Source organism: Collinsella sp. AM33-4BH (assembly GCF_003469205.1).
Taxonomy (GTDB): Bacteria; Actinomycetota; Coriobacteriia; order Coriobacteriales; family Coriobacteriaceae; genus Collinsella.
Genome location: NZ_QSIN01000002.1, coordinates 174,016 through 199,075, shown reverse-complemented (window position 1 = coordinate 199,075; position 25,060 = coordinate 174,016). Strand labels below are relative to the sequence as shown.

Here is a 25,060-nt window from a genome sequence, read left to right as displayed (position 1 = left end):
CTAATTCCAAGACTGTTGATGCTCTTCGTAGGTTTGCGAGAAGTACTCCTCGTCCTGTGTAATGTAGAAATACAGGTCATCGGAGTCGGTCGGCTCAAGGGTGGCCTTGAGCGCCTCGAGCGACGGAGAGCAGATGGGCGTGGGCGGCAGGCCCTCGTGCTTATAGGTGTTATACGGGCTATCGCTCTGCAGGTCGTCGGCGGTAACCTCTCCGCCGGTGACATACATCATGGTCGCATCGCTATTGAGGTAACGCAGGCCATCGAGCTTGCCCGCCAGACGGTTATAGAAAACCGATGCCACATGCGCGCGCTGATCGGCGTTGAGGCCCTCGCGCTCGACGATCGAGGCAAGGTTAACGATGTCGTAATCGGACATCTCCACGCCATAGCGCTCCTTGATCTTGGCCTCGCAGCTCGCAAAGTCAAGCGACTTGTACTCGGTGTTGAACTGGTCAAGCATGGCGCGAATCACATCATCGGCAGAAGGGTCCTTACCCAACGAATAGGTCTTGGGGAATAGGAAGCCCTCGAGTGAATCGTTTGCAGCGTCTTTAAGGAAAGCGTAATCATTCACATAATTGCTCGCCTTGGCCTGGTTAAGGAAATCTTCCTTAGAAATGCTGTCGTATGCCGCGGCCACACGATCGGCGACCTGGTCGACCGTCAGGCCCTCAGGGATAGTCAGTGCATCGGAGCCCGCATTGGGGCCTTCCATGAGCTGCTGAACAACCTTGGTCGCGTCCATGAGCGTGGTAAACGAGTAGGTGCCAGGCTTAAGCGACATATCGGCATTGAGCTTTTTGACCGCCGCGTAATAATCCTTGGGGTCTTCGACGATATGGTTCTCGGAGAGAATCGAAGCGATGGCATCACCCGAGGCGCCATCGGGAATCGTAATAGTAACTTGCTGGCCAGCAGCGACTTTCGCATCCTCGCCGGCAAAGAAGCCCTTGACGGCCGGCACAACAAAGAAAACGATCGCGACAAGCGCAAGCACGGCGATGACGCCACCGATAATCATAGGCACCGGAGAGCTTTTCTTTTGGACGCCACGGCGGGCATGCGTGTTATAGCTCGAGCGCGTGGCCGGAGCAACGCCGTGCGAGCCATGAGCATGATGTGCGTGGGGGCGTGATTGCCGGGCCTGCCCCTGCGTGCGCTGGGCAGGAGCCTGCTGCTTAAAACGAGCGCCGCCAGCGGGCTGCGCGGGACGAGCTGCGGGCTGTTGAGCGGCACGCTGAGCAGGTTGAGCCGAACGCTGCGTCGGCTGCGCCGGGCGCTGGCCAGGCTGAGCAGGGCGCGGCGCAGGCTGCCGTGTACGATTCTGCTGGCGCGGATCGGAAGCGCTAGGCATGCGAAACCTCCTCGTTTTTACGATCGAGCCATGTCTGCAAGAACAGGCTGGCGGCGATCATGTCAATCTTGCCCCTCATCTGCTTTTCGTTGAGTCCCTGCTCTCGCAGGATTCGCTTGGCCTCCTGCGAGGACAGACGCTCGTCCTCAAACTCCAGCGGAAGTTCGAGCTCGTCGGCAATCTTTTGGGCCACTGCGGCGACGCGCTCGGCCTGGGGGCCGGGCTCACCTGCCATGGTCAAGGGACGTCCACTTACCAGGATATCGGGCTCATAGTCCTCGACCAGGTAGCGAAACGTCTTTGCCATACCAGTGACCTCGGCAGCCGGAAGCACCTTGACAGGCATCGCCATCTTGCCATCACGGCTCGAGACGGCAATGCCAATCCTGGTCTCCCCTATGTCCAGTGCGAGCGCGACCACAGCGACTACTTAGGTTCTTAGGCGCCGAGCGCGGTCTTGGCGGCCGCGAGGGCATCGGCGATACCGGCAGCATTCTTGCCACCGGCCTGGGCCATGTTGGGACGACCGCCACCGCGACCATCGACCAGGCCCGCGATCTGCTTGATCACGTTGCCGGCGTGGAAACCGGCCTTCACGGCGTCATCGGAGCCGGCGGCGAGCAGGGCCGGGGTGCCCTTCTCGGTAACGCTGGCAACGACGCAGGCGACGGGGCCGGCAACCTTCTGGTGCACGGTATCCCACACATTGCGCAGGTCAGCAGCCTCAAGACCCTGAAGCTCAGCGACGACGAGCTTGTAGCCGTTCAGCTCGACAGCGCCCTCGATGGCGCCAGAGATAGCGTCGGAGGAGCCACCGGTGAGTGCCTTCTTGAGCTTGTTGGACGTCTCGCGCAGCTCGGCCTGCAGGTTCTCCACGCGGGCGGGAACCTCGTCAACACGGCACTTGAGCGCAGCGGCAGCGGCGTCAACGAGCGCCAGGCGGTCGGCCATGTAGTCGAGAGCGCCCTTGGAGGTCACGGCCTCGATACGGCGGACGTTGGAGCCCGTAGAGGACTCGGAAATGATCTTGAACAGGCCGATCTCGGCAGTATTGGCGGCATGCGTACCGCCGCAGAGCTCACGGGAGAACGGCTGATCCTCGGCGCCCACGGAGACGACGCGGACGACGTCGCCGTACTTCTCGCCAAAGAGGGCGACAGCACCGGCGGCCTTGGCCTCGTCGATGCCCATGACGCGGGTCACGACCGGTTTGGAAGCGAAGATCTGCTGGTTGACCAGGTCCTCGACAGCCTTGAGCTGCTCGGAGGACAGGGCCTCGAAGTGCGTGAAGTCAAAGCGCAGGTGCTCGGGCGTCACCAACGAGCCAGCCTGGGAGACATGCTCGCCCAGGACCTGCTTAAGCGCGGCGTCGAGCAGGTGCGTGGCAGTGTGGTTGCGGCGCAGGAAGCCACGGCGCTCGGCGTCGAGCGCGGCTGTCACGGTAGCACCGACGGTCAGTGTGCCCTCGGCAACGTGCGCGACGTGAGCATACAGGCCATTGTGGTTCTTGGTGTCGGCAACAGTCAGCGCAACGCCCTCGGCGGAAAGCTCACCGGCATCGCCCTGCTGGCCACCCATCTCGGCGTAGAACGGGGTGCGGTCGAGCACGACCTCGACGTCCTCACCGGCGGAAGCAGACTCGACGGACTCGCCGTTGCGAACGATGGCGACAACCTTGGCACCCTCGATCACATCGTTGTCATAGCCGTCGAACTCGGTCGCGGCAACCTTGTCGGAAAGCTCGACCCACACGTCGTTGAAGCTGCCCCAAGCATCGCCCTTGGCGTTGGCGCGAGCGCGGGCCTTCTGGTCCTCCATGCAAGCGGTGAAGCCGTCCATATCGACGTTGTGACCGGCGGTGCCGGCGATCTCGACGGTCAGGTCGATGGGGAAACCAAAGGTGTCGTGCAGCTTAAAGGCAACGTCGCCCGGAAGGACAGTACCCTCGGCAAGCGCGGCCAGGGCCTCGTCCAGGTAGACGCGGCCGTTGTCGAGCGTCGTGGAGAAACGCTCCTCCTCGGAAGCGACGATACCCTTAACGAGCGCGACGTTCTTGAGCAGCTCGGGATAGGCCTCGCCCATCTGGGCGTTGACCTCGTCAATGAACTTGGTCAGGAAGGCGCCCTCGATGCCCAGCAGGCGACCGTGGAACACGGCGCGGCGGAGCAGGCGGCGAAGGACGTACTCGCGACCCTCGTTACCGGGGAGAATGCCGTCCGAGATCATAAAGTCGACGGCACGAGAGTGATCTGCGATGATGCGCAGGGAGCGGCTAGCACCGGAGTAATCGTCGGCGTCATAGGTCTTGCCGCTGATTTTCTCGCCCAGCTTGATGAGGTGCTGCATCAGATCGCCGTCGTAGTTAGCGGTCTTGTGCTGCATGATGGCGGCCATGCGCTCCAGACCCATGCCCGTATCGAGGTTGCGGTGCGGCAGCTCCGGCATGGAGCCATCCTCCTGGCGGTCGTACTGGGTAAAGACGAGATTCCAGAACTCCAGGAAGCGGTCGCAGTCGCAGCCGGGCTTGCAGTCGGGGCTGCCGCAGCCGACCTCCTCGCCCATGTCAAAGTAGATCTCGGAGCACGGACCGCAGGGGCCGGTGGGGCCAGCGGCCCAGAAGTTGTCGTCCTCGCCCAGGCGGGAGATGTGATCCTCGGCAACGCCCAGGGAGCGCCACACGTCATGGGTCTCGTCGTCCTCGGTAAAGACGGTGAAGTACAGGCGATCGAGCGGCAGCTTGAACTCCTTGGTAATGAGCTCAAAGGCCCAAGCGCAGGCCTGCTGCTTGGAGACGCCACCAAAGGAGAAGTCGCCGAGCATCTCAAAGAAGGACAGGTGACGGCCGTCCTCGCCGATGCAATCGATGTCGTTGGTGCGGACGCACTTCTGGCAGGAGATTGCGCCGATCTCCTTCATGGTCTTCTTGCCCTGGTAATACTCCTTAAACTGGTTCATGCCGGCGTTGGCAAGCAGCAGCGAAGGATCGTCGGGGACGAGGGACGAAGAAGGATAGAGCTTAAGACCGCGCTCCTCAAAGAAGTTGAGGAACTTAGAGCGAATCTCGGCCGTAGTCATTGACGGGTAGTCAGCACTCATAGAGGGAATCTCCTCGGTTTCACATCGAAACAGTTCAAACGTAACGATATTACCATCCCACCGCGCCTGTGCAAAAAAGAGGGCCGCCAAACAGCGACCCTCCAGCGAAAGTGCACGTTATTTAGGTCTGTCAAATACTTTGAAAAAAAATGATTTCGGTATAATTGCATATAAGAATCGTCCGGAAGGAGCGATCGATGAATAGCAAACGGTTTGTCGTGAATGCACTAACCTCGGTAGCCCTTTTAGCAATCTTCGCTTACTCGAGCTGGTATGTGAACCAGCCGAGATTTGGCTACGCATTGTACGCAGTAACATCTGGCGATAAAGCGTATTACACCCTAAGCGCAATTGACGCCATCTTTTTCTATGTGGCTGGCCCCTTATCAATCGCTTTGATCGCGTTTATTGTTATTTACAACATCAAGAAACGCTAACAGGGCCTATTTGGAATCCGAATCGTCCATGGAGCCGTCGATGCCGGTTTTGGTGTCGTCGTCAGAGCTTGTGTCGTCGTCCTTGGCAAAGGGGTTCTTTAAGAAACCCGTCGCGTCGGGCTGCAGGCCTGAGAGCTTAATCCAGGGATTATCGAGCTCGGGCTTGGGCATGGCCTGGGCCTCGGGCGCGGTCTCGTTGCCGATGAGCTCGGACTCATAGATGAACGTATCGTCGCCAAGCGCGTCGTAGGCGGCAACTGGGTTACCCTCGGTATCGCGATACGGAGTGCCCTTAAACACGGCACCATCGTATGCCACGAGCTGACGCCCGGTCTCGTTCTCAAAGTAGTAGACGAAAATGCCCTTGAGGGCCGCGCACAGCGGAATGGCGATAACCATGCCGATGGGACCCATGAGTGCCGAACCGATAACGAGAGCCGTCAAGCTCATAACGGGATGCACCTGCACCGAGCTCTGCATGACCTTAGGCGAAATGACATTATCGGTGACGTTTTGAGCCACCATGGTCACGACAAGCGTCCACAACGCCAGCATGGGGCTGAACATAAAGCCGAGCACCGTGGCGATCGCCGCACTCACCCAGGGACCGACAACCGGAACCAGGTGCATAATGCCGGTAAAGATAGCCATGAGTGCTGCATACGGATGGCCGATGATCGTAAAACCAATAAAGGCAAGAAAACCGCCACAGATCGATGTGATGACCATGCCACGCATGTAGCCGCCGACCGAACGCGAAAGGATGGCCACCATAAAGCGGTACGAGGTCTCCTTTTCCTGCCCGATGATGGTGCAGACCTCGTGGTGCATGCGGGGATAATCGCAGGCAAGCCAGTAGGCAAGCACCAGACCCAGGAAGATGACGAACAGCTGCGAGGCCGTGTTGGTAATGAGCGGAAACACACCGCGGCCGAGCTCAGCAGCGATTTGCGAGACGTACTTAGACGCTACGGTAACCAACGAAGAAAGATTGTCGTCCAGATACTCCTTGAGCGGCGTGTTGTTGAGCGTCTTAGCGTGCGAGAGCATCTCGTTGAGATCGCCACCCGCAACACGAAGCTGCTCGGGCAGGCGGCTCAGGACTTCCATGATTTGACCGAGCAAAATAGGCGATAGGATGCAGACGACGCCAACGAGCACGGCAACAACCACAATGAGTGCGATGAGCGAACCGAGGCCACGTCCGACACCGTGATGCTCGAGCCAGTTGGTGATCGGAGACATCACAAAAGCGATGATGGAACCGACAGCGAGAAACTCGATGACCGGTGCCAGGATGCCCATAAGGTTAAAGATGACGGCAGCGATGACAATGCAGCCGACGACGCCCCAAATGCGCAGCGTCAGAATGCGGGTATCGCGAAGCGTGCGGTCGATTTGTTGGGGGTGCTCACTCATGAACGAACCATCACTCCGTCGGGATCAATCTTATCTTGAATCTTCTTAAGCGTGCGGCGCAGCAGGCGCGAGACCTGCACCTGCGAGATGCCAAGCTTCTTGGCAATCTCGATCTGGGTCATGCCCTTAGCGAAGCGCAGCTCGATAACCTCGCGCTCGCGCGGCGAGAAATCGCGGATAGCTTCCTCGATTACCAGGCGGTCATCGGTAAAGTCGAGCTCGTTGTCGTCGTCGGCATAGCGATCGAGAATCGAAGGCGCATCATCGGAATCGGACGCACCGGGAGCCTCGATGGGCACCGAGGTGTAGGCCGAGGACGATTCCATGGCTTCGAGCACCTCGTCGACGGTTACGCCAAGGTAATCGGCGATTTCCTCAACCTTGGGCGAACGCTGAAGCTCGTTGGTGAGCTTGTCGGTGGCCTGGTTAACCTTGGCAGAGAGCTCCTGCAGACGACGCGGCACGCGCACACTCCAGCCCTTGTCGCGGAAGTGGCGCTTAATCTCGCCCAAGATGGTGGGCGTGGCAAACGTCGTGAACTCGAGTCCGCGCTCGGGATCAAAGCGGTCGATTGCCTTGAGCAAGCCCAAGTACCCGACCTGCAAAAGGTCATCGAGCGGCTCGCCGCGGTTCTTGAATTTGTTGGCAAGAAACCTTACCAGGTTCATATGGGACATGACGAGCTGCTCGCGAGCATCCGGATCACCGGTCTCCTTATAACGACGAAACAGCTCGCGGGTTTTCTCCTTGTCCCAAGCGGTCTTGCCGCTCCGGGAGCGTTCGGTCATATTAGATATCCGCCTTGAGGTCGAGGGAAAGCGTTAGGGGCGCTGTAGTCTTTTCGTAGGAGTCGCACACACTCGCCAAAATGAGCTCGGCATACACGGCAGCCTGGTCATCCTCATCGACAGTCGCCTGGTCGCCAAAGGTAAAGGTCATGCCCACATGCGATTCGTCGACATCGAATTTGATCGAGATATCGTCGGAATCAACAGCCGTGCAGCCAAAGATGAAGGCTTCTTCGGCAGCCATACGAATGTCCTCGATGCGATCGACGGACATAGAGCACAGGGCGCCGACGTTGGCGGCCGTCATGCGCACCAAGCGCGCGAGACGCGGATCACCAGCAACGCTCAGCGTAATGGGGCAGGTTGCTTCGCTACTCATCGCAGGACTCCTCGGAGGTCTCGGCAGGCGTATAGGTGTAATACTGAGCAGGCTTAGCAGCGGGCTTCTGAACATCATCGTCGTCAGCAGCGGCATCGTCGTCGCCAATCAGAACGCGCTCAGTGGGCTGCTCGGCCTCGGCAGCGGCAGCGGCGAGCTTGCGATCGGCGTCGGCTGCAGGAGCCTTCACCTTATTGAAGAGCTTCTGCACGGCGCCAGCAGCAGAATCAGTCACGCTCGATACGGCATTGCTGGCCTCGGCCACGCTGCCCGTGACCTCGGAAATGTCGCGAACGACCGCCTCAACCTCAACGAGGTTAGACGTCAGAGCATCAACGGCAGTCTTGCTCGACTTGAGGAGCGGCTCCATCTGGGCAAGTGCCGGCGTAAGCTCGTCAACGGCGCCATCAAGCTTTGCCACCACGGGCTGCGCCTCGGCAATCGTATTGTTGAGGTCGGTTACCGTCTTGTCGAGCGAGTCGACAACGGTGCGGGTTTTGCGCAGGGTGAGCGCAAGCTCAACGATAGCCCACACGCCGGCAACGGCAAGCAGCAGCAAGGCGATTTGAATGGGACTCATACAAGCCTCCCAAAGGAATCGAAATACAAACGCTTTCCATGGTACCCCAAAGGGGACCGAACATGCCAAGAGCAGCAACGTGGGACAAAATTATCAGCAGCTACTTCGGTGCATTCCCGCTGCGGTCGCGTTCGCTTTGCTCTACGCGCCATTCTTCCCAACCGCGGCCGGCAGGCTGCCAAAATGCACCGCGTTCTAAGCCTTCGGGCAAATAGCGCTGGTCGACCCAGCCTTCGGGATAATCGTGCGGATACTTATACACACCGTATTCATCGCTGCCCGGGCGATGGCGATCGCGTAGATAACTCGGCACCTCGCGAAGCCCACTAGAGTGGATATCGGCCAGCGCCGCATCGATCGAAGCCTCGCACGCGTTGGATTTAGGCGCCAAGCACACATAGAGTGCAGCCTGAGCCAGGTTAATGCGGCACTCGGGATAGCCAATGACCTCGGCAGACTTAAACGCGGCATGTGCCACCAAAAGTGCCTGCGGATCGGCATTGCCAACATCCTCAGAAGCCTGAATCATAATGCGACGGGCGATAAACTTAGGATCCTCCCCCGCGTCAATCATGCGCGCGAGCCAATAGATCGTGGCATCGGGGTCGCTGCCGCGCATGGACTTGATGAACGCACTGATAATGTCATAGTGCATGTCGCCGTTTTTGTCATACGAAAAACCGCGGCGCGGGTTGGCAATCTTCACGTCATCGACGGTGATGGGATAACGCTCCCCCGCCGCCGGCGCTGGCGTCCCTTCGGTATCGGGACGCGTGACGGCAATCTCGCTCGCCAGCTCGAGCGTCGTCAGGGCAGAGCGCGCATCACCCGCGGCCAGCGTGCAGATGGTCTTGACCGTATCATCATCGGCAGAAAACTTTCCGTTCAAGCCCTGTGGTGCCTCGAGCGCACGCTCAATAAGCGTGGCGATATCCTCATCCTTCAGATGTTCAAGCTCCACCACGCGTCCGCGCGACAACAGTGCCGAATTGACCTCGAAGTACGGGTTCTCCGTCGTAGCGCCAATCATAATGACGGTACGGTTCTCAACTGCATGCAGCAGGGCATCCTGCTGCGACTTAGAGAAGCGGTGAATCTCATCGATGAATAGAATGGTGCGGCGGTCGTAGGTGTTCAGACGGGTCTTAGCCTCATCGATTACGCGGCGCAGGTCCTTCACAGTGCCCGTCACGGCGCTGACCTCGACAAACTCGCTCTTGGTATGGTTGGCGATAATGTGGGCCAGCGTCGTCTTGCCCGTGCCAGCCGGGCCGTACAGAATCACGCTCGACAGCACGTCATGCTCAATCGCGGCGCGCAGCCACGAGCCCTTACCGACGGCCTTTTGCTGGCCCACATACTCGTCGAGCGAATTGGGGCGCATACGCACCGCAAGCGGCGCATTTTTAAAGGAGCGCTCGCGCGTCGAAGCAGAAAAAAGGTCGTCCATAGCCATCCCGTGCATTAATCAAAATCGTTGTTGACCAACAGTATACCGAAAGGATACGAACTACCGTTCGTTAATATAGGTGCGGTGCGGAAACTTTAGACCTGGGAACAATTTGCTCGTCAGCTCGCAGAAATAACCATCCGTCATGCTTGCGATGTAATCGACGACGGCCTGATCCTTGTCGTCCTGCCAGGCATACGTGCGATCGTAGTAGGAAAGCTGCTGCTCAATGCGCGAAACATGATGCTTAAAGATGTAAGAGAACTCGTCGCCTTTATTTAGATCCTGCAGGCAACGGTCGTAGAGCTTTTCGAAGGCCTCACGCAACTCTGCCTCAGAATCGCCTTCGATACCGCCCTTGCTATAGATCTTCTCGTAGTTCTCGCGCTTCGCCCGGCGGATCTCCTCAAACAGGTCCTCGCTCATCTCGATACGCGGTTTGCCGTAGCTATGCTCAACGATATCGATAGAAGCGTGCGTGAGGATCCAGCTGTTGTAAGCCCCGCCCAGGCCATCGTCAAAAGCGTCGGGTGACAACAGGCCCGCCGCGATGGCGTCTTGGCGATCGCGCCCAACGTAGGCGAGGATATCCGAGATACGCACCACACAGCCCTCGAGGGTCATGGGGCGCAGGTGCTCGATCGCGCCATAGCCCGTGGCAATGCAGTCCTCGACGGTACGGTCGAACTGGTCAAACGACGCCATGTCCGAGAGTTCAAAGACACGCTGCTCGTACTCGCCGTTATGGCACAGCACGCCGTCGAGCGTCTGGAGCGACACGTTGCGGCCGTACAGCGCGTCGAGCACGCGGACGGACTGCACGTTATGGAAAAAATAACGACCCGTACGCTCGTGATAGATATCGTTGAGGAAACGCTCGCCGGCATGGCCAAAGGGCGTGTGGCCCAAATCGTGGCCCAGGCCAATCGCCTCGATCAAATCGCAGTTGAGGCCCAGGGCACGGCCGATATCGCGGGCAATGCGCGAGACGAGCTGCACATGAAGGCCGCGCCGCGACAGGTCGTCGTTGCTGCGAAAGCTAAAGACCTGCGTTTTGCCTGCATAACGCGTGTACGCAGGAAGATGAAGAATCTTTTCGGTATCGCGCATAAACGCCGGACGCATAAGCGTGCCTTTGTCGGCAGCGCGATCTATACGACGAATGACCTGGTCGTCGCAGCATCGATAAGGATTAACGACACCCGAGGCGCGGTCGGCGGCGATACGCTCGACCAGCTCGGGCAACAACGCCGCGGGAATGCGGTCCATGCGCGCCTTAATGACGGCCGTTTCTTGATTAGTTGCCATGGCATGCTCCTTAAAAAGGATGCGCAATCGGTTACAATGTCCAGCCCACGACCTCGATTATGGCAAATATCGGCACCAAAAACGGGAGCAAAGGCAGGGAGCGCGATTTTGTAAAGAGGCAGGAGAGGGCCAGGACCAGGAGCGCGACGGCAAATGCCACGATGCCGCCCAGAGGGTCGAGCGTGCAAAGCGCGAAAAGCGCCTTGGCATCCCCCATGCCGATGCCGGGGGCCTGGCGGAAACGCCGCCAAAGCGACTCGGTCAGCACAAGGGAAAGGCACACGATAACGGCAGGACCGGCGTGGTCAAGCGCCGTGTTCAAGCCCCTGTCCAGCCAAACGCCTGCAAACGCCGCCACGGCGCATGCGGCGGCAAGCGCGTTGGGAAACCGCCGTTCACGGACATCAATCACCGCACCGGCAAAGGCGCAGATCCAAAAGGGAATATAGACCATTGAACACCTCCCGTGGCAGTCACTCAAAAGCAAAAACCACCACAAAGGTGCCTGTCCCCTTCGTGGTGGTTTTGGTGGTGGTTATTTAGCGCCCTGCATGACCTCGTCGAGGGTAACGTTGACAGCGTGTTGCGTCGGGACCCAGTCGACCTTCAGGAACAACGCAGCCACCGTGATGGGGATATAGCTGAACATAAAGATCGGGAAGGTAAACAGGTTGGTCACCAGGCGCCACTTTTGCGCACAATGAATGTGCTTGTACTCGAAGATGGTCGTAAGTAGCGCCAGGATAAAGAAGGTCTGATACATCATCGCGAAGGTCATAATGAGCGAGGCGGCACAAGCCTGCATCTCAACCTCGGTAGCCAAAAAGCCATGCGAAAGACCACCGACGATCAGGAACGTGGCGTTGGCGAGCATCGAAATCAGCGATAACAGCATACCAGGGGCAATCGTCATAAACATGTCGTAGGCGGCAAAACGATGATAGCGGAAGGTCGACTTGACCAGATGCTTACCGTAGGTAAAGAACACCTGGTAGAAGCCCTTGGTCCAGCGCATACGCTGCTTCCAGGACGCCTTAAACGTCACAGGCTGCTCGTCAAAGAACTCCGCCGGCGCATAGCCAATACGAATGCCGTGAATAGCGCAGAACGTGGTGAACTGAATATCCTCGGTCAGCGTATGGAACTGCCAGCCGTGCATGCCCTCAATAACGCTAGCCGAGATAAGGTAGCCCGAACCCGATACGGCGCAGGACGTCTTGCAGATATTACGCGCGTTGTTAAGGAAACGCGCCTCGCGCAGGTACCAAGTGGCGTTGGCAGCCGAGATCCACGAGCTGCCAAAGTTCTTGGAGTTGCGGTAGCTTGTGACCACATGGAAGCCCTGGTCAAAGGCGTCATTCATCTTGGAGACGTAATCGCGGGAGATAACGTTGTCGGCATCGAAGATAAAGTAGCCCTCAAAGGTATCGGGATACTCGTTAAGAATGCGGTCAAAACCAAAGTCCATGACCCAGCTCTTGCCTTTACGGGCCAGGTCGTTTCGCTCGTACACGACAGCGCCCGCCTCGCGCGCGAGCTGCGCGGTGTTATCGGTGCACGCATCGGCGACCACGAAGACCTCGATGAGCTCGGACGGATAATCCTGGTCCTTGATGGAGCGAACGAGGTTGGCGATAACGGCCTCCTCGTTGTGTGCTGCAATAAAGAAGGCATACCGGTGGAGTTTTTTGGCCTTGGGAGGCGCGACCTCGCCGCGGAGAGCACCGATGACAAAGAAGACCACCTGGTACAAGAAGCAGACCGTGAGCAGCGTGACGACAATCTGGTTGAAGATCACGATGGGTGTGTTGGTTTGTAAAAAGGCGAGCATGCAGGCTCCCAGGAACGCGTTACGTAAACAACCGTATATCTTACCGCAGGCTTACCGAGTTCAAGAAACCACCTAATACTGGCTAGGCTTCGAGCAGACCGAGCTGCGGTACGATTTCGTCGCCGGCAGTAGTGCGACCAAGCGAACGCGGGGCTAAGTCGTCGAGGACGGCAGCGAGATCCCACGGCAGCTCGTCGCGGCACTCAATGCGCTCTCCCGTCACGGGATGATCGAACGCCACGCGCCAGGAATGGAGGAATTGCCTGGTCAGACCCTGATCGGCACGCGCATCGCACTTACCGTAGAGCGGATCGCCCACGCAGGCGTGGTTGATATGGCGCATGTGCACGCGAATCTGATGCGTGCGACCGGTAAACAGGTGACACTCAACGAGCGTATAGCCGTCATCAAAGCGCGTGGAATCAAAGCGCTCAAGGACCTTAAAGGTCGTGATGGCCTGGCGCGCAAAAGGATCATCGGAAACCGCCATCTTGACACGGTCACGTGTAGAACGGGCAATGCCGGTGTTAATGGTGCCCTCATCCATGGCGATATGACCGTGAACGAGCGTAATGTAGCGGCGGTCGAGCGTGCGCGTACGGATAAGATTTTGGAGCGCGCGCTGGGTATCGTCGTCCTTTGCCGCAAGCATAAGACCCGAGGTATCGCGATCCAAACGATGTACGATACCGGGGCGGTCCTCGCCCTGCACGGTGCCCAGATGGTCGATACCGCAGTGATAGACCAGCGCATTCGCGAGCGTACCGCTCTCATGACCATGCGCAGGATGGCACACCAGGCCGCGCTGCTTGGAGAGCACGATGAGGTAGTCGTCCTCATAGCGAATGTCGAGCGGGATGGCCTCGGGGATCACGTCGGCGGGATCGTGCGGCTCGGGCAAATCAACCGAAATACGGTCACCGGCTCGCACGGCGTACTTTTTGGACAGGCAGGTCTCGCCATTGACCACTACGGCCCCACCCTCAATCAGATGTGCGCAGGCAGAGCGCGTAGGGCAGCCGTCGTTGGCGCCCAGATAGGCGTCGAGACGCTGGCCAGCGGCATCGTCGGCAACAAGGATATGGATGTCGGCCATTAGCGCTCATTCCTTTCGCGAATCTTGCGGGCACGCTCCCCACGCTGCTTGGCCTTACGTTTGGCCCGGGCCTCGTCACGGGCGTTGAGCTCGGCAGTCGCATCGACCTCACGAGAGGCAGGGCTCAAGAACATGTAGCCGATGAGCGCCAGCACGACACCGACCGTAATACCGATATCGGCAACGTTAAAGACAGGGAAATCAATGAAGGTGGTGGCAATAAAATCGGTCACGAAACCAAAGGCCAAACGATCGATAGCATTGCCGATAGCACCGCCCGCAACCATCGCCATGCCCACAACCTCAAGATGGGCGAGCTGAGGTGCACGAACGAGGTACACGGCAATAGCGATAATGACCGCCAACGCCAGCACGGCAAACGCAATGCCATGCCCCTCGCCCATGCTAAAGGCAGCACCGATATTGCGGACAAACATAAAGTCGATAACACCGGGGATGACGGTCACATGCAAGGCGTCGCCCACGGCACGAACAGCGAGCTTGGTCAGCTGGTCAACAAGCAGCACAACGAGCGCCACCCCACCAGCAACACCCAACCGCCAACGCAAAGGCGGCGTCATATCCGCACCACGACCCAAAGAAATCCCCTACCCTCAGATAATCAAATTCCGTTTAACGCAAATAACCATCTTATATTGCCACACGCAGAGCGCACGACACATTCGCTAACGTCAGATAAATAACCAGCATAAAAGAAAGCGGCAATCCGGATAACGGAATGTCGCTTTTCTTCAGCGGAGCAAATGGGCCGAAGGCGCCTTAATTCTCCCTATAACTAAAATGCCGAGTTACCGTGCCTTAAAGGGCATTCGCGCAGCGCTTGCAAATGTGAGCGTGGCCGTTGTACTCGCCGACGGTGGTGCGGTAGTTCCAGCAACGGTCGCAGCACTCGCCCTCGGCAGCCTCGATGGCAACGGAAAGCTCCTCGCCCTGGGTCAGTTCAACAGCGGAGACGATGTAGAACTCGGCCAGGTCGACGGCCTTGTCGCCGGTCAGCAGCGCGTACATCTCGGCGGGAACGACCGCCTTGACGCGGACCTGCTGGCTCTTGGTGAAGGTGCCGGCGGTGCGGGCGTCCTCAAGGGCCTTGGTCACGGCGCTACGGAGCTCGAGTGAAGCCTCGAGCACGCCCTCGAACTCATTGGCCTCGTCGACCGTAATGGGCGACTTATACCAATCGAGCAGCGCAGCGTACTTCTGGTGATCGACGCAGCCGGCAGGCGCATAGGCCATGGCCTCGTCGACCGTGTAGGACAGGATCGGCTGCAGGTCGCGCATGAGCATCGAGAAGAGCTCGGCCAGCACGGTCTGGGCGCTGCGGCGCTCGAGCGAGCCGGGCTTGTCGCAGTACAGACGATCCTTCAGGGCGTCGAGGTACACGTTGGAAAGCTCGGTAACCACGAAGTCGTAGAGCGCACGGTAGGCGCGCGGGAACTCGTAGCTGGCGTAGGCATCGTCGACCTCGGCCTGGACCTGGGTCAGGCGGGCAACCATGAGCTTGTCGAGCGGCAGCAGGTCGGCAAAGGGGACGCCATCGGTCTCGGGCTCAAACTGGCCCTCGAGCTCGGAGAGCAGGAAGCGCAGCGTGTTGCGGAAACGACGGTAGGCATCGGACGTACGAGCGAGAATCTCGTGGTCGATGGAGACGTCGGAGCTGGTGTCGACGGAAGCGACCCACAGACGGATGATGTCGGCGCCCATCTCGTCGCAGACCTTGTTGGGGTCGATGACGTTGCCGAGCGACTTGGACATCTTGCGGCCCTGACCGTCGAGCGTGAAGCCCTGCGAGACGACCGCCTTGTACGGAGCGTGGCCGTTGGCGCCCACCGAGGTGAGCAGCGAGCTCTGGAACCAACCGCGGTGCTGGTCGGAACCCTCGAGGTACACATCCGCCGGATACTCCAGCTCGGGACGGTACTCGCAGACGGCCTTCCAGGAGACACCGGAATCCCACCACACGTCGAGGATGTCCTTATCGGCCTTGAGGTGATGGCCGCCGCACTTGGGGCAGACGCAGGCCTCGCCCAGATAGCTCTCGGGAGCGTCGGTGAACCAAGCATCGGAGCCCTTCTCGTGGAAGAGCTTGATGACGGCGTCGAGCGTGGCGTCGTTCATGACCTTCTCGCCGCAGTCGGCGCAGGTGTAGCTGGGGATAGGCACGCCCCAGTTGCGCTGACGGCTGATGCACCAGTCGGGACGCTGCTCGACCATGGCGCCGATACGGTTGGCGGCGTGGGCCGGATACCACTTGACGTTCTCGCGGACCTCTTTGCCAGCCTGCTCGCGCAAACCGGTCTTGTCCATAGAGACGAACCACTGGTCGGTAGCACGGAAGAGCACCGGATGCTTGCAGCGCCAGCAGTGCGGATAGCTGTGCGTGATCTTCTTCTCGAGGACCAGGGTGCCGCGCTCGCGCAGGAACTCGATGATGTGCGGGTTGGCCTCGTCGGTATCCATACCGCTGAAGGGGCCACCGGTGCCAAACTCCTCACCGGTGTAGAACTTGCCGTCGTCATCGACCGGCATGCAGATGTCGGTGATGCCCTCCTTGAGGCAGGCAAAGTAGTCGTCGACGCCGTGGCCGGGCGAGTTGTGGACGATACCGGTACCGTCATCGACACCGACGTAATCGGCCAGCAGCGCCACGCCCTCGACACCGTCAAAGATCGGCTGCTTGTAGTGGATGTGGTGGAAGGTCTCGGCGGGAACCACATAGGGCTTGCCGTCGACCATGACCGGGGTGTACTCCCAGCCAAACTCCTCGCAGCACTTGGGAGCCAGGTCCTCGAGCATGACCTCGGCACGGCCATCGTGCTCAACGGCGACGTAGGCGGCGCCAGGCTTGAGGGAAACTGCCTGGTCGGAGGGGATGGTCCACGGCGTGGTCGTCCAGATGATAAAGTCGACCGGGCCGTCGAAGTCCTCGAGGCCGGCGGGCTTGGTGGTCATCTCAAAGCGCACGAAAATGGACGGGCTCGTCTCGTCGGAGTACTCGATCTCGGCCTCGGCCAGCGCGGTGTGGCAGTGCTTGCACCAGTGAACCGGCTTGTGGCCGCGATAGATCATGCCCTTATCGAACATGGCCTTAAAGACCTCGATGTCGGCGGCATCATGCTGGTGATAGAGCGTCAGATACGGGTTGTCCCAGTCGCCGAGCACGCCCAGACGACGGAAGCCGGCCTTCTGGAGCTCGATGTTCTCGACAGCGAACTCATTGCAGAGCTCACGGATCTTGGCCGTGGAGGTCTGGTTGAACTTCTCGGTGCCGAGCTTCTCCTCGACCTTGTGCTCAATCGGCTGACCGTGGCAGTCCCAACCGGGGACATAGGGGACTTCACAGCCCTGCATCATCCAGTAACGGTTGATAATGTCCTTGGAGATCTTGTTCATGGCGTGGCCGATGTGGATCGGGCCGTTGGCGTACGGAGGACCGTCGTGCAGCACGAACTTCTTGTGACCCTCGTTCTTCTTCAGAACCTGCTCGTAGACCTTGTTGTCCTGCCAGTCCTTGAGTCGCTTAGGCTCGGACTTGGAAAGACCGGCACGCATGGGAAATCCGGTTTTGGGCAGATTCATCGTCTGCTTGTACTCGTTTGCCACGGTACCCCTTTCATGTCATGGGCGCGCACGCCCTCTGGGCACCAAAAAAGCGCCCGTCCCTACAAGCTGGGACGAAGCGCCACAAAACGAGCAGCCTGCCCGTAAAAGCTCTTCGCTTAACCACCCAGCTTAGATGCCCTCGCCCGCGTATTCGCGCGCTCGCATCCGTTACTCGGCTGGTCTGTATCGACGACCATCTCGGCGATGTCTACTAAGACGAACCTGCGCGGCACGTCCGTTGGGACCGCAGCTCCGGGGTGATTTTCATCGGTCGCATGCACGGGTTCTCAGCGCTCCCCGCTCTCTGTAGCATGCGGACGGCCGACTACTCGTCCCCATCAACGCTTATTCGGAGTATGCTAGCACGTTCCGCGCCGGCGAAAAACCCTCAACACTGGTTTTATACGTTCGAAATTTCTCGCGGCCGTGGACCTTCTCTTGGAGCAAAATACCTGAAAGCACTTTATCTAACGAAAGAAGGCTGCTATGCGCACAATTGGAATGAGCGACTATACCGTCGGCGAGGATTGCTTTGACGAGCTGCCCAGCGCGCTGGCCGAGTACGGAGCGGCCAAGGTCGCGATTATCGGTGGTAAACGAGCACTGGCCGCGGCGCTTCCCAGTATCGAAGCGGCACTGGAGGACACCGACGTCGAGATTCTGGAGACACGCGTCTACGGCACCAACAGCACGCGTGCCAATATCGCCAAGCTTGTTAACTCCCCCGCCTGCCGAGAGGCCGATGTGCTCATCGCATGCGGCGGCGGCAAAGCGCTCGACACCGTCAAGACGGCGGCCATCGAGCTCAAGAAGATCGTCTTTACGGTACCGACGATCTGCTCCAACTGCTCGGCCGCGACCGCCATTGCCGTTGTCTACAACGACGACGGCTCGCTCGAGGGCTATTCGTACCCCAACCGACCCGCGCACATCTTCATCAACCCCAAAATCATCGCCGAGGCTCCGGCGGAGTACTTCTGGGCCGGCGTGGGCGATGCCCTGTCCAAGCAGCCCGAAGTCGAGTACGCCACGAGCGCCGGCAACTTAGAGCACACCGCCGGTCTTGGCCTGGCACTCGCGCACACCTGCTCCGAGCCGCTGTTTACTTATGGCGTCCAGGGTCTTGAGGACGTGCGCCGGAATCTGTCGAGCGAGGCCGTCAAGCAGATTGCGCTCGACATCGTAGTCAACACGGGCTATGTCTCCAACCTGACCAACCAAAACGATTACTACTACAACTCGAGCGTGGCGCACGCGTTCTACAATGCGACGTGCAGCATTCCTCGCGAGGGAACCTATCTGCACGGCGAGGTCGTGAGCCTGGGCGTGCTCGTGCTGTTTGCCTATACGGGCGATACCGAGAACCTTGAGCGCTACGCCGCCTTTAACAAGCAGATGGACCTGCCTGTGACGCTTGAGCAGGTCGGGCTTTCCGAGGCCGACATCCCGGCCCTGTGCGAGTACGCGCACGCCACCAACGAATGGAAGCAGGGAAACCCCGAGCCCTTCACCGACGAGAAATTCGCCGCCGCCATCAAGGCCGCCAACGCCTACGGCCACAAGCTCTAGGACTGGCCCAAAACCACCACAAAGGGGACAGGCACCTTTCTGGTGGTTTTTTATTGCTCCAGCATTCAGTTCGTACTCGAACCCGATTCTTTACGAGAAAGGGTTCGGGTACGTTTTTTGTTTATCGGAAATTCTGCGGAAGGACTACTCGGAACGATAAACAGGAACGAACAGAGGCAGGGTATCATCGTGGTGATGGTATCCTGCCTTTTGTTTTACGGGATCAAGGTCGCTTTATGCGAACTTGATCGCCACTTATATGGCGCATTGATGGCAATTGCTGCGTACGTGCGTACCGGGAGCCTGTACACCTCTGGCAAGGCGTAACACACTAGACTTTGTTCCAAAGTCCGTGTGCTAAGGGGGGCAGGCCCCTTAGAATTCCTGTGGAGTGTGTACGCACGTACGCAGGAAAACGGCAAAATTTCGCTATATCAGGGCGTTCTTTCATTGGAGAGTATGGTATACACAGCTTAGTTCAACAAATAAGAATTTATATATAAAGGAGAATATTGATGAAACTGTTTTTATGTTCTCACTTTTCAAGTGTAGGAAGTCTGATAAAGGAAGAAATTGAAAATAAAAAAGTCGCATTTATTCCAACAGCTTCGCTGCGTGAAGGCTACACCGGTTATGTCGGCTCGGCTCGAAAATTATTCAAAAAGTTGGGAGCAATCGTAACTGAAATTGATATTTCAACGGAGGCTTATTCAACGATACAGTCTCTTTTTGAAGATGCGGATGTGATCTATTTTACCGGCGGAAATTCTTTTTTCCTTATAGACCAGCTCCGTAAAACGGGAACGGATGAGCTGTTGAAGAAAGAATTGGCAAAGGGAAAACTGATGATTGGTGAATCGGCAGGTGCGATTGTATGCGCTCCAAGCATCCAATATATCGAGCAAATGGATGAAAAGCCGGAGGACTACTCACAAGAAGATGATTCAGGGCTTAATTTGATTGATTTCTATGTTCTTCCGCATTATCTTACAGCACCATTTAAGAAAGTTACCGAGAAAATAATGACTGAGTTTTCGGATTTGAATCTATGCCCAATTAACAATCGTCAGGGAATTGTAATTGATGGTGAAGGTTCAAAGGTTATTTGCAAAGACAAATTTAAAATTCCAGTTTGCTGCACTCGTTCCTAGCAGGGTTTGGGGCAGGCACGCCCCAACAAGAAGCTGTCCCAAAGGGGCAAGAATGGGGACTGCGGACGATTTCTTGGACCGTTATGCGGCCCTTCCCAGCGCGGAGCGGAACTCGGCCGGCGTGCGGCCACCGAGCGCATCGCTGCGCCTCTCCGTATTGTATCGACCGATCCAGCCCCCGAGCTCCTCGATGAAGCGGGCGGGGGTCCAGTCCGACCAGTCCCTGCCGTGCCAGAACTCCTTCTTGAACAAGCCGAAGAAGCCCTCCATCGCCGCGTTGTCCGGGCTGCAGCCCTTGGCGGACTGGATTGGCTACACTGATGTGGACAGTTCCGGGAGGGGCGCAAGAGACGGGAAGGCCGTGTGCGCGTTCCTGCGCGAGGGCCGCGGGGAGGGGCTGCCTGGGTACGGCGCCTGTCAACTCGGTCTACGTCTTTGATGACCGGGTCGTACTCAATATCAACTTCACGGATGATGCCAAAACGGTCACCCGTGAGGAAGTGTTGGGTTCGAGTGCTATGGACAATGTTCCAGCATGCTGGGATCGAACTCGCTAGCCGGAATCACACGGTACCCGTGACGCAGCAGCAGATCGACAAAAACGCCGTTGCCCGCGGTGAGCGTACCGCTGAAGGTGCCATCGTAGACGCGACCCGCACCGCACGAGGGGCTACGGTCTTGAAGGATGCAGGCAGCAATCTCGGACGGGCCGCCAAAGTGCTCGCACATATCGAGCGCACGCTGGGCACCTAGGCGAAACTCGCGATCGACAGAGACACCCTCGCAGGTACGGACCTCACCGTCCACAATCTCGGACGGCTTGCGCGGCGTAGGCAGACCGCCAAAAACCTCGGGGCACACCAGCAGGACCTCGGTCCCCGTACGCTCGCAAGCCTCGACCAGCTTGCGATGGTAATTGTCAAGTCCGTTATACTTGCAGCTCTCGCCCATCAAGCAGGCACTCACCACGATCTTCATTTGCATCTCCCTCAAGCAGAACGCCCCATTTGAGATGGACACTCAAATGGGGCGTTCGACACTGCGCAGGCAGCCTTACTGCTGCTTTGGCATCAGCGGATTCTCGCGCGTAAGAAGATTCATAAACTCCTCGCCCGTGATCGTCTCCTTCTTGTACAGATAACGAGCCAGCTCGTGCAGCTTAAACTTGTTTTCCTTGAGGATCTGCAGGGCGCGATCGTGCGCGTCCTCGATCAGCTTAGCGACAATCGCGTCCACACGCTCGGCCGTACCAGGGGCGCAGGTGAGCGACGTGTCCTGATTGAGATACGCGTTCTGCACGGTACCGAGCGCCATCATGCCAAACTCGTCGGACATACCAAAGCGCGTCACCATATTACGGGCAAGCTTGGTGGCCTGTTCGATATCGTTGGCGGCACCGGTCGTCATCTCGCCAAAGATGAGTTCCTCGGCCGCACGGCCGCCGCAGTAGACGGCGAGCTTGTCCAAGACCTCCTGGCGTGTCGTCAGGAAGCGCTCGTCCTCCTCGACCTGCATGGTATAGCCAAGAGCACCGCTCGTGCGCGGCACGATGGTGATCTTGGTAACCGGCGCGGAACCCTTTTGGCGGGCAGCGACGATAGCATGGCCGATCTCGTGGTAGGAAACGACCTGCTTCTCGTGGTCGGAAAGCACCGTGGACTTACGCTGTTGGCCGGCAATGACGACCTCCACCGACTCCTCGAAGTCGTCCTGGGTTGCACGCTTGCGACCCTCGCGAACGGCGCGCAGGGCGCCCTCGTTGATGATATTGGCCAGGTCGGCGCCCGAGGCACCGGGCGTGGCGCGGGCAATCGCGGTCAGGTCAATCGGCGGCTCGGTCTTCACACTCTTGGCGTGAAGCTCAAGGATGTTCTTACGGCCGGTCAGATCGGGCAACTCGACGGGGATGCGGCGGTCAAAACGACCGGGGCGCAGCAGCGCCGGATCGAGACTGTCGGGGCGATTGGTTGCGGCAAGGACAACGATACCCTTGTGGTTATCGAAGCCATCCATCTCGGTCAGCAACTGATTGAGCGTCTGCTCACGCTCGTCGTTGCCGCTAAAACCGCCGCCATCGCGCTTCTTACCGATGGTATCGATCTCGTCGATAAACACGATGCACGGGGCCTTTTCCTTGGCCTGCTTAAAAAGGTCACGCACCTTGGCGGCGCCACGGCCGACGAACATCTCGACGAACTCAGAACCCGAAATGCTAAAGAACGGAACACCAGCCTCGCCGGCAACAGCCTTGGCTAGCAGGGTCTTACCGGTACCCGGAGGGCCAACAAGGAGAGCACCGCGCGGCAGCTTGGCGCCAATCTCCTCGTAGCGCTGCGGCTTCTCCAGAAAGTCGACGACCTCCTTGAGGGACTCCTTGGCCTCTTCCTGGCCGGCGACGTCCTTAAAGGTCACGCCCACGTCCTTGGAGGCGATCACGCGCGCGCCGGACTTACCCAGTCCGCCGCCGCCAAAACCGCCGCCGCCAAAGTTCATCGACGGGCCGTCATCGCCCATAGCCTTCTTCATGCGGCGGTTGAGCCACCAACCGATGAGGAAGAAAATCGCCATGGGAAGAATGAGCGTGAGCAGGTAGTAGGTCATCAAACCCGAGTTTTTATCGGGAACGACCGACTCCAGCGAAGCGCCAGACTCAAGCACGCGATCGGTAAAGCCCGCATCGTTCGGCACACCGGTCGTCTTATAGGCGATGTTCTCGTCCTCGCCCTTCTTGGTGTAATAAATCGAGTAATCGTCCGTGTTGTACTCGACCTTGTCGACACTCTTCTTATCGAGCGCTTTGACAAACGTCGAGTAATCGGTCTTCGTAATCTGCTGCGTGTGACCGATGTTAGGGAACAGAACGGTCGAGAGCACGAGGTAGACGACGAAGGCGATGAGCACGTAGAGGATCATATTCCGTCTACGCTTGTTGTCATCCATCTCCATCTGCTTGAACTCCATCTACTGGGGTTGATAATGCTAACTAGAATACCCAACCCGGCCGGCGATAAACCGACGCCGGGCACGAAAGGATAGAGATGGCATCACTCGAAGTCGGCAAGGTTCAGATCTATACGGGCGATGGCAAGGGCAAAACCACGGCTGCGCTGGGATTGGCGATGCGCGCCACAGGTTATGGGCTCGACGTACTCATGCTGCAGATTGCCAAGAAGCTGCACTGCGCCGAGCATGATGCGGCACCACGCCTAGGGTTACGAATTGCACAGGCCGACCGCGACACGCCCGAGGCTTGCGCCGCACAGATCATGGAGCTCGCACGCGAGCAGATCTCACAGGTCGACGTTCTGATTTTGGACGAACTCGGCGAGGCCATGCGCCGCGGCTTTGTGGCGCGAGAGGATGTCGAGGAACTAATCGCGATGAAACCCGACACCACAGAGCTCATACTGACCTGCCGCGGCCTGCTGCCCCTCGCGGACCTCGCCGACCTGGTCACAGAAATGCGCCCCGTCAAACACTACTTCGACGAAGGCCTCCTGGCCCGCCAAGGCATTAAATACTAATGAAACCGAAGGGGACGGAGGAAAACGGACATCGACATCACGACGGAGAGCAATGATCCGTTTCCCTCCGCCCCAAGGGATCATTAGGCGATGGCGCGGCCTAGCCAGTTGCCGCTGTGGTGGTAGATGGTGAACATCGTGGCCGTAATGAGCCAGGTTACGGGGTAGACCAGCAGTAGATGCTCGAGCGACGGATCGAAGGGCATGATCGCAAACACCCAAATCACCCTCAAGACAACGGTGCCAAAGATGGTGAGCATCATAGGCTGCAGACTCACGCCGGCGCCGCGAATGGAGCCCGACGCGTTTTCGATAATCGAGAAGATCGCGTAGAACGGCGCGATAAAGTGAAGAATCGTCGTGGTGTACGCCGAAATCGAAGCATCGTCGACAAACAGGCGCGACAACGGACCCGAGAACACCAGCAGCACGGCAGACAGGCCACCAATGAGCATAAACGACAGCACGAGCGACGTATGGTAGCCCTTTCGCATACGCTCGTAGTTGCGCGCGCCAAAGTTCTGTGCCGAGAACGTGGTAATCGACACGCCAAGCGCCTCGGTAACCATCCAGACAATGCCATCCAGGCGGCCCGAAAGACCCCAAGCCGTGGTGACATCGGCACCAAACGAGTTGACCGACACCTGAATCAAAACGTTGGAAATCGAATACGCAGCAGACTGAAAGCCAAGCGGCAGACCACACGAAATCATGCTCTTACAAATACCAGGATCAATGCCGAGTTTGGACAGTGAAAGCCGCCACGCACCCGGTGCGTGCATCATACGAATCACGATCATCGTGGCATTGGAGCAAATGGTCAGCGCCACCGCGATGCCGCAGCCCAGAGCCTCCATATGAAGTACGGCAACGAAGATGACATCCAGCACCGCATTAACAAGGCAGCCGGAAGCGATGATCACAGCGGGCCCGCGCGTGTCGCCCACGGCGCGCAGCAATGCCGTTCCCATATTGAGCAGCAGCGCCGCAACCATGGCGGCAAAATAGCAACGGGCATAGGCCACGCCCTCGGCCAATAGTTCATGCGGCGTATTCATAAGCACCAGCATGGGCTCAACGAACACTATGCCAAGAATCGAGAAAGCGATACCGCCCACCAGCGCGAGCGTCATGGCCGTGTGGACCGATCGGCTCAGGCGCTCGTCATCGTGCTGGCCAAAAAACTGACCGGTAATAACGGCACAGCCAGCACCCACACCGACGCAAAAACCAATGCAGAGCTCGGTGAGCACCATCGTGGCCTGAATGCCACCCAGCGCGAGCTTGCCGCCAAACTGACCGACGATATAGGTACCGATAAGCGTGTATGCCTGCTGAAAGAACGAACTAAAGAAAATGGGAACGCACAGCGACAGCAGCTGCTGCCAAATGACACCCTGCGTTACATCGATAGCCGTAGATTTCTTAGCCACACGCCCTCCCCACTAGCGTACG

Annotated in this window: 22 protein-coding genes; 4 read left to right on the top strand and 18 right to left on the bottom strand. The window is 58.4% G+C overall.

Features of this window, described 5'->3' with window-relative positions:
• From mltG to alaS, 3 genes are read right to left on the bottom strand one after another with little or no spacing between them, the layout of a single operon-like run.
• On the bottom strand, positions 1 to 1,356 hold the full coding sequence (gene mltG, locus DW821_RS02385) for an endolytic transglycosylase MltG (RefSeq protein ID WP_233539075.1): 1,356 nt from the start codon (positions 1,354 to 1,356) through the stop codon (positions 1 to 3).
• The gene (gene ruvX / locus DW821_RS02380; protein WP_089571740.1) at positions 1,349 to 1,777 is read right to left on the bottom strand and encodes a Holliday junction resolvase RuvX; all 429 of its coding nucleotides are present in this window, start codon (positions 1,775 to 1,777) and stop codon (positions 1,349 to 1,351) included. Before ruvX ends, mltG begins: the two co-directional genes overlap by 8 nt.
• Before the next feature lie 17 nt (positions 1,778 to 1,794).
• Positions 1,795 to 4,452, bottom strand: a complete 2,658-nt coding sequence (gene alaS, locus DW821_RS02375) for an alanine--tRNA ligase (RefSeq protein WP_118065357.1) — start codon at positions 4,450 to 4,452, stop codon at positions 1,795 to 1,797.
• Positions 4,453 to 4,649: 197 nt separating this feature from the next.
• Here alaS and DW821_RS02370 point away from each other — a divergent pair, with 197 nt between their 5' ends.
• Positions 4,650 to 4,889, top strand: a complete 240-nt coding sequence (locus DW821_RS02370; RefSeq protein ID WP_089571736.1) for a hypothetical protein — start codon at positions 4,650 to 4,652, stop codon at positions 4,887 to 4,889.
• A gap of 6 nt (positions 4,890 to 4,895) precedes the next feature.
• Here DW821_RS02370 and DW821_RS02365 read toward each other — a convergent pair whose 3' ends face one another.
• From DW821_RS02365 to ileS, 11 genes are all read right to left on the bottom strand, one after another.
• The gene (locus DW821_RS02365; RefSeq protein ID WP_118065355.1) at positions 4,896 to 6,308 is read right to left on the bottom strand and encodes an AI-2E family transporter; all 1,413 of its coding nucleotides are present in this window, start codon (positions 6,306 to 6,308) and stop codon (positions 4,896 to 4,898) included.
• Positions 6,305 to 7,096: an RNA polymerase sigma factor SigF gene (locus tag DW821_RS02360; RefSeq protein WP_118065353.1), complete on the bottom strand. Its 792-nt coding sequence runs from the start codon at positions 7,094 to 7,096 to the stop codon at positions 6,305 to 6,307. Before DW821_RS02360 ends, DW821_RS02365 begins: the two co-directional genes overlap by 4 nt.
• Before the next feature lies 1 nt (position 7,097).
• Positions 7,098 to 7,475: an ATP-binding protein gene (locus DW821_RS02355; RefSeq protein WP_117736300.1), complete on the bottom strand. Its 378-nt coding sequence runs from the start codon at positions 7,473 to 7,475 to the stop codon at positions 7,098 to 7,100.
• On the bottom strand, positions 7,468 to 8,055 hold the full coding sequence (locus DW821_RS02350) for a hypothetical protein (protein WP_117639347.1): 588 nt from the start codon (positions 8,053 to 8,055) through the stop codon (positions 7,468 to 7,470). The genes DW821_RS02355 and DW821_RS02350 overlap by 8 nt, the downstream gene beginning before the upstream one ends.
• A gap of 100 nt (positions 8,056 to 8,155) precedes the next feature.
• The gene (locus DW821_RS02345; RefSeq protein ID WP_199570618.1) at positions 8,156 to 9,505 is read right to left on the bottom strand and encodes a replication-associated recombination protein A; all 1,350 of its coding nucleotides are present in this window, start codon (positions 9,503 to 9,505) and stop codon (positions 8,156 to 8,158) included.
• Positions 9,506 to 9,565: 60 nt separating this feature from the next.
• Positions 9,566 to 10,813, bottom strand: a complete 1,248-nt coding sequence (locus DW821_RS02340; RefSeq protein WP_117757600.1) for a deoxyguanosinetriphosphate triphosphohydrolase family protein — start codon at positions 10,811 to 10,813, stop codon at positions 9,566 to 9,568.
• Between the two features lie 31 nt (positions 10,814 to 10,844).
• On the bottom strand, positions 10,845 to 11,267 hold the full coding sequence (locus DW821_RS02335) for a prepilin peptidase (RefSeq protein ID WP_118065349.1): 423 nt from the start codon (positions 11,265 to 11,267) through the stop codon (positions 10,845 to 10,847).
• Positions 11,268 to 11,348: 81 nt separating this feature from the next.
• Positions 11,349 to 12,644 carry a glycosyltransferase family 2 protein gene (locus DW821_RS02330; RefSeq protein ID WP_117786779.1) on the bottom strand — a complete coding sequence of 432 codons (1,296 nt, stop codon included), beginning with the start codon at positions 12,642 to 12,644 and terminating at the stop codon, positions 11,349 to 11,351.
• Positions 12,645 to 12,726: 82 nt separating this feature from the next.
• The gene (locus tag DW821_RS02325) at positions 12,727 to 13,740 is read right to left on the bottom strand and encodes an RluA family pseudouridine synthase (protein WP_118065347.1); all 1,014 of its coding nucleotides are present in this window, start codon (positions 13,738 to 13,740) and stop codon (positions 12,727 to 12,729) included.
• Positions 13,740 to 14,321: a signal peptidase II gene (gene lspA, locus DW821_RS02320; RefSeq protein ID WP_118065488.1), complete on the bottom strand. Its 582-nt coding sequence runs from the start codon at positions 14,319 to 14,321 to the stop codon at positions 13,740 to 13,742. The genes DW821_RS02325 and lspA overlap by 1 nt, the downstream gene beginning before the upstream one ends.
• 238 nt (positions 14,322 to 14,559) lie before the next feature.
• Positions 14,560 to 17,337 carry an isoleucine--tRNA ligase gene (gene ileS / locus DW821_RS02315; RefSeq protein WP_370221173.1) on the bottom strand — a complete coding sequence of 926 codons (2,778 nt, stop codon included), beginning with the start codon at positions 17,335 to 17,337 and terminating at the stop codon, positions 14,560 to 14,562.
• A gap of 510 nt (positions 17,338 to 17,847) precedes the next feature.
• On the opposite strand from ileS, the gene DW821_RS02310 reads away from it, so the two are divergent.
• Entirely contained in the window at positions 17,848 to 18,930 is a 1,083-nt protein-coding gene (locus DW821_RS02310) for an iron-containing alcohol dehydrogenase family protein (protein WP_118065343.1), read from the top strand.
• A 515-nt stretch (positions 18,931 to 19,445) separates the two neighbouring features.
• Positions 19,446 to 20,081 carry a Type 1 glutamine amidotransferase-like domain-containing protein gene (locus tag DW821_RS02300; RefSeq protein ID WP_118065340.1) on the top strand — a complete coding sequence of 212 codons (636 nt, stop codon included), beginning with the start codon at positions 19,446 to 19,448 and terminating at the stop codon, positions 20,079 to 20,081.
• An 81-nt stretch (positions 20,082 to 20,162) separates the two neighbouring features.
• On the opposite strand, the gene DW821_RS02295 is transcribed toward DW821_RS02300, so the two are convergent.
• From DW821_RS02295 to ftsH, 3 genes are all read right to left on the bottom strand, one after another.
• Positions 20,163 to 20,390, bottom strand: coding sequence for an IS3 family transposase (locus DW821_RS02295; RefSeq protein ID WP_370221172.1), 228 nt, complete (start codon positions 20,388 to 20,390; stop codon positions 20,163 to 20,165).
• A gap of 207 nt (positions 20,391 to 20,597) precedes the next feature.
• On the bottom strand, positions 20,598 to 21,059 hold the full coding sequence (locus DW821_RS02285; RefSeq protein WP_118065336.1) for a DUF523 domain-containing protein: 462 nt from the start codon (positions 21,057 to 21,059) through the stop codon (positions 20,598 to 20,600).
• A 75-nt stretch (positions 21,060 to 21,134) separates the two neighbouring features.
• Complete coding sequence (gene ftsH / locus DW821_RS02280; protein WP_171021520.1) at positions 21,135 to 23,027, bottom strand: ATP-dependent zinc metalloprotease FtsH; 1,893 nt, start codon at positions 23,025 to 23,027, stop codon at positions 21,135 to 21,137.
• Positions 23,028 to 23,119: 92 nt separating this feature from the next.
• Here ftsH and DW821_RS02275 point away from each other — a divergent pair, with 92 nt between their 5' ends.
• Positions 23,120 to 23,605 carry a cob(I)yrinic acid a,c-diamide adenosyltransferase gene (locus DW821_RS02275; protein WP_117847666.1) on the top strand — a complete coding sequence of 162 codons (486 nt, stop codon included), beginning with the start codon at positions 23,120 to 23,122 and terminating at the stop codon, positions 23,603 to 23,605.
• A gap of 83 nt (positions 23,606 to 23,688) precedes the next feature.
• On the opposite strand, the gene DW821_RS02270 is transcribed toward DW821_RS02275, so the two are convergent.
• Positions 23,689 to 25,038: an MATE family efflux transporter gene (locus DW821_RS02270; RefSeq protein ID WP_117769602.1), complete on the bottom strand. Its 1,350-nt coding sequence runs from the start codon at positions 25,036 to 25,038 to the stop codon at positions 23,689 to 23,691.
• Positions 25,039 to 25,060: the final 22 nt, after the last annotated feature.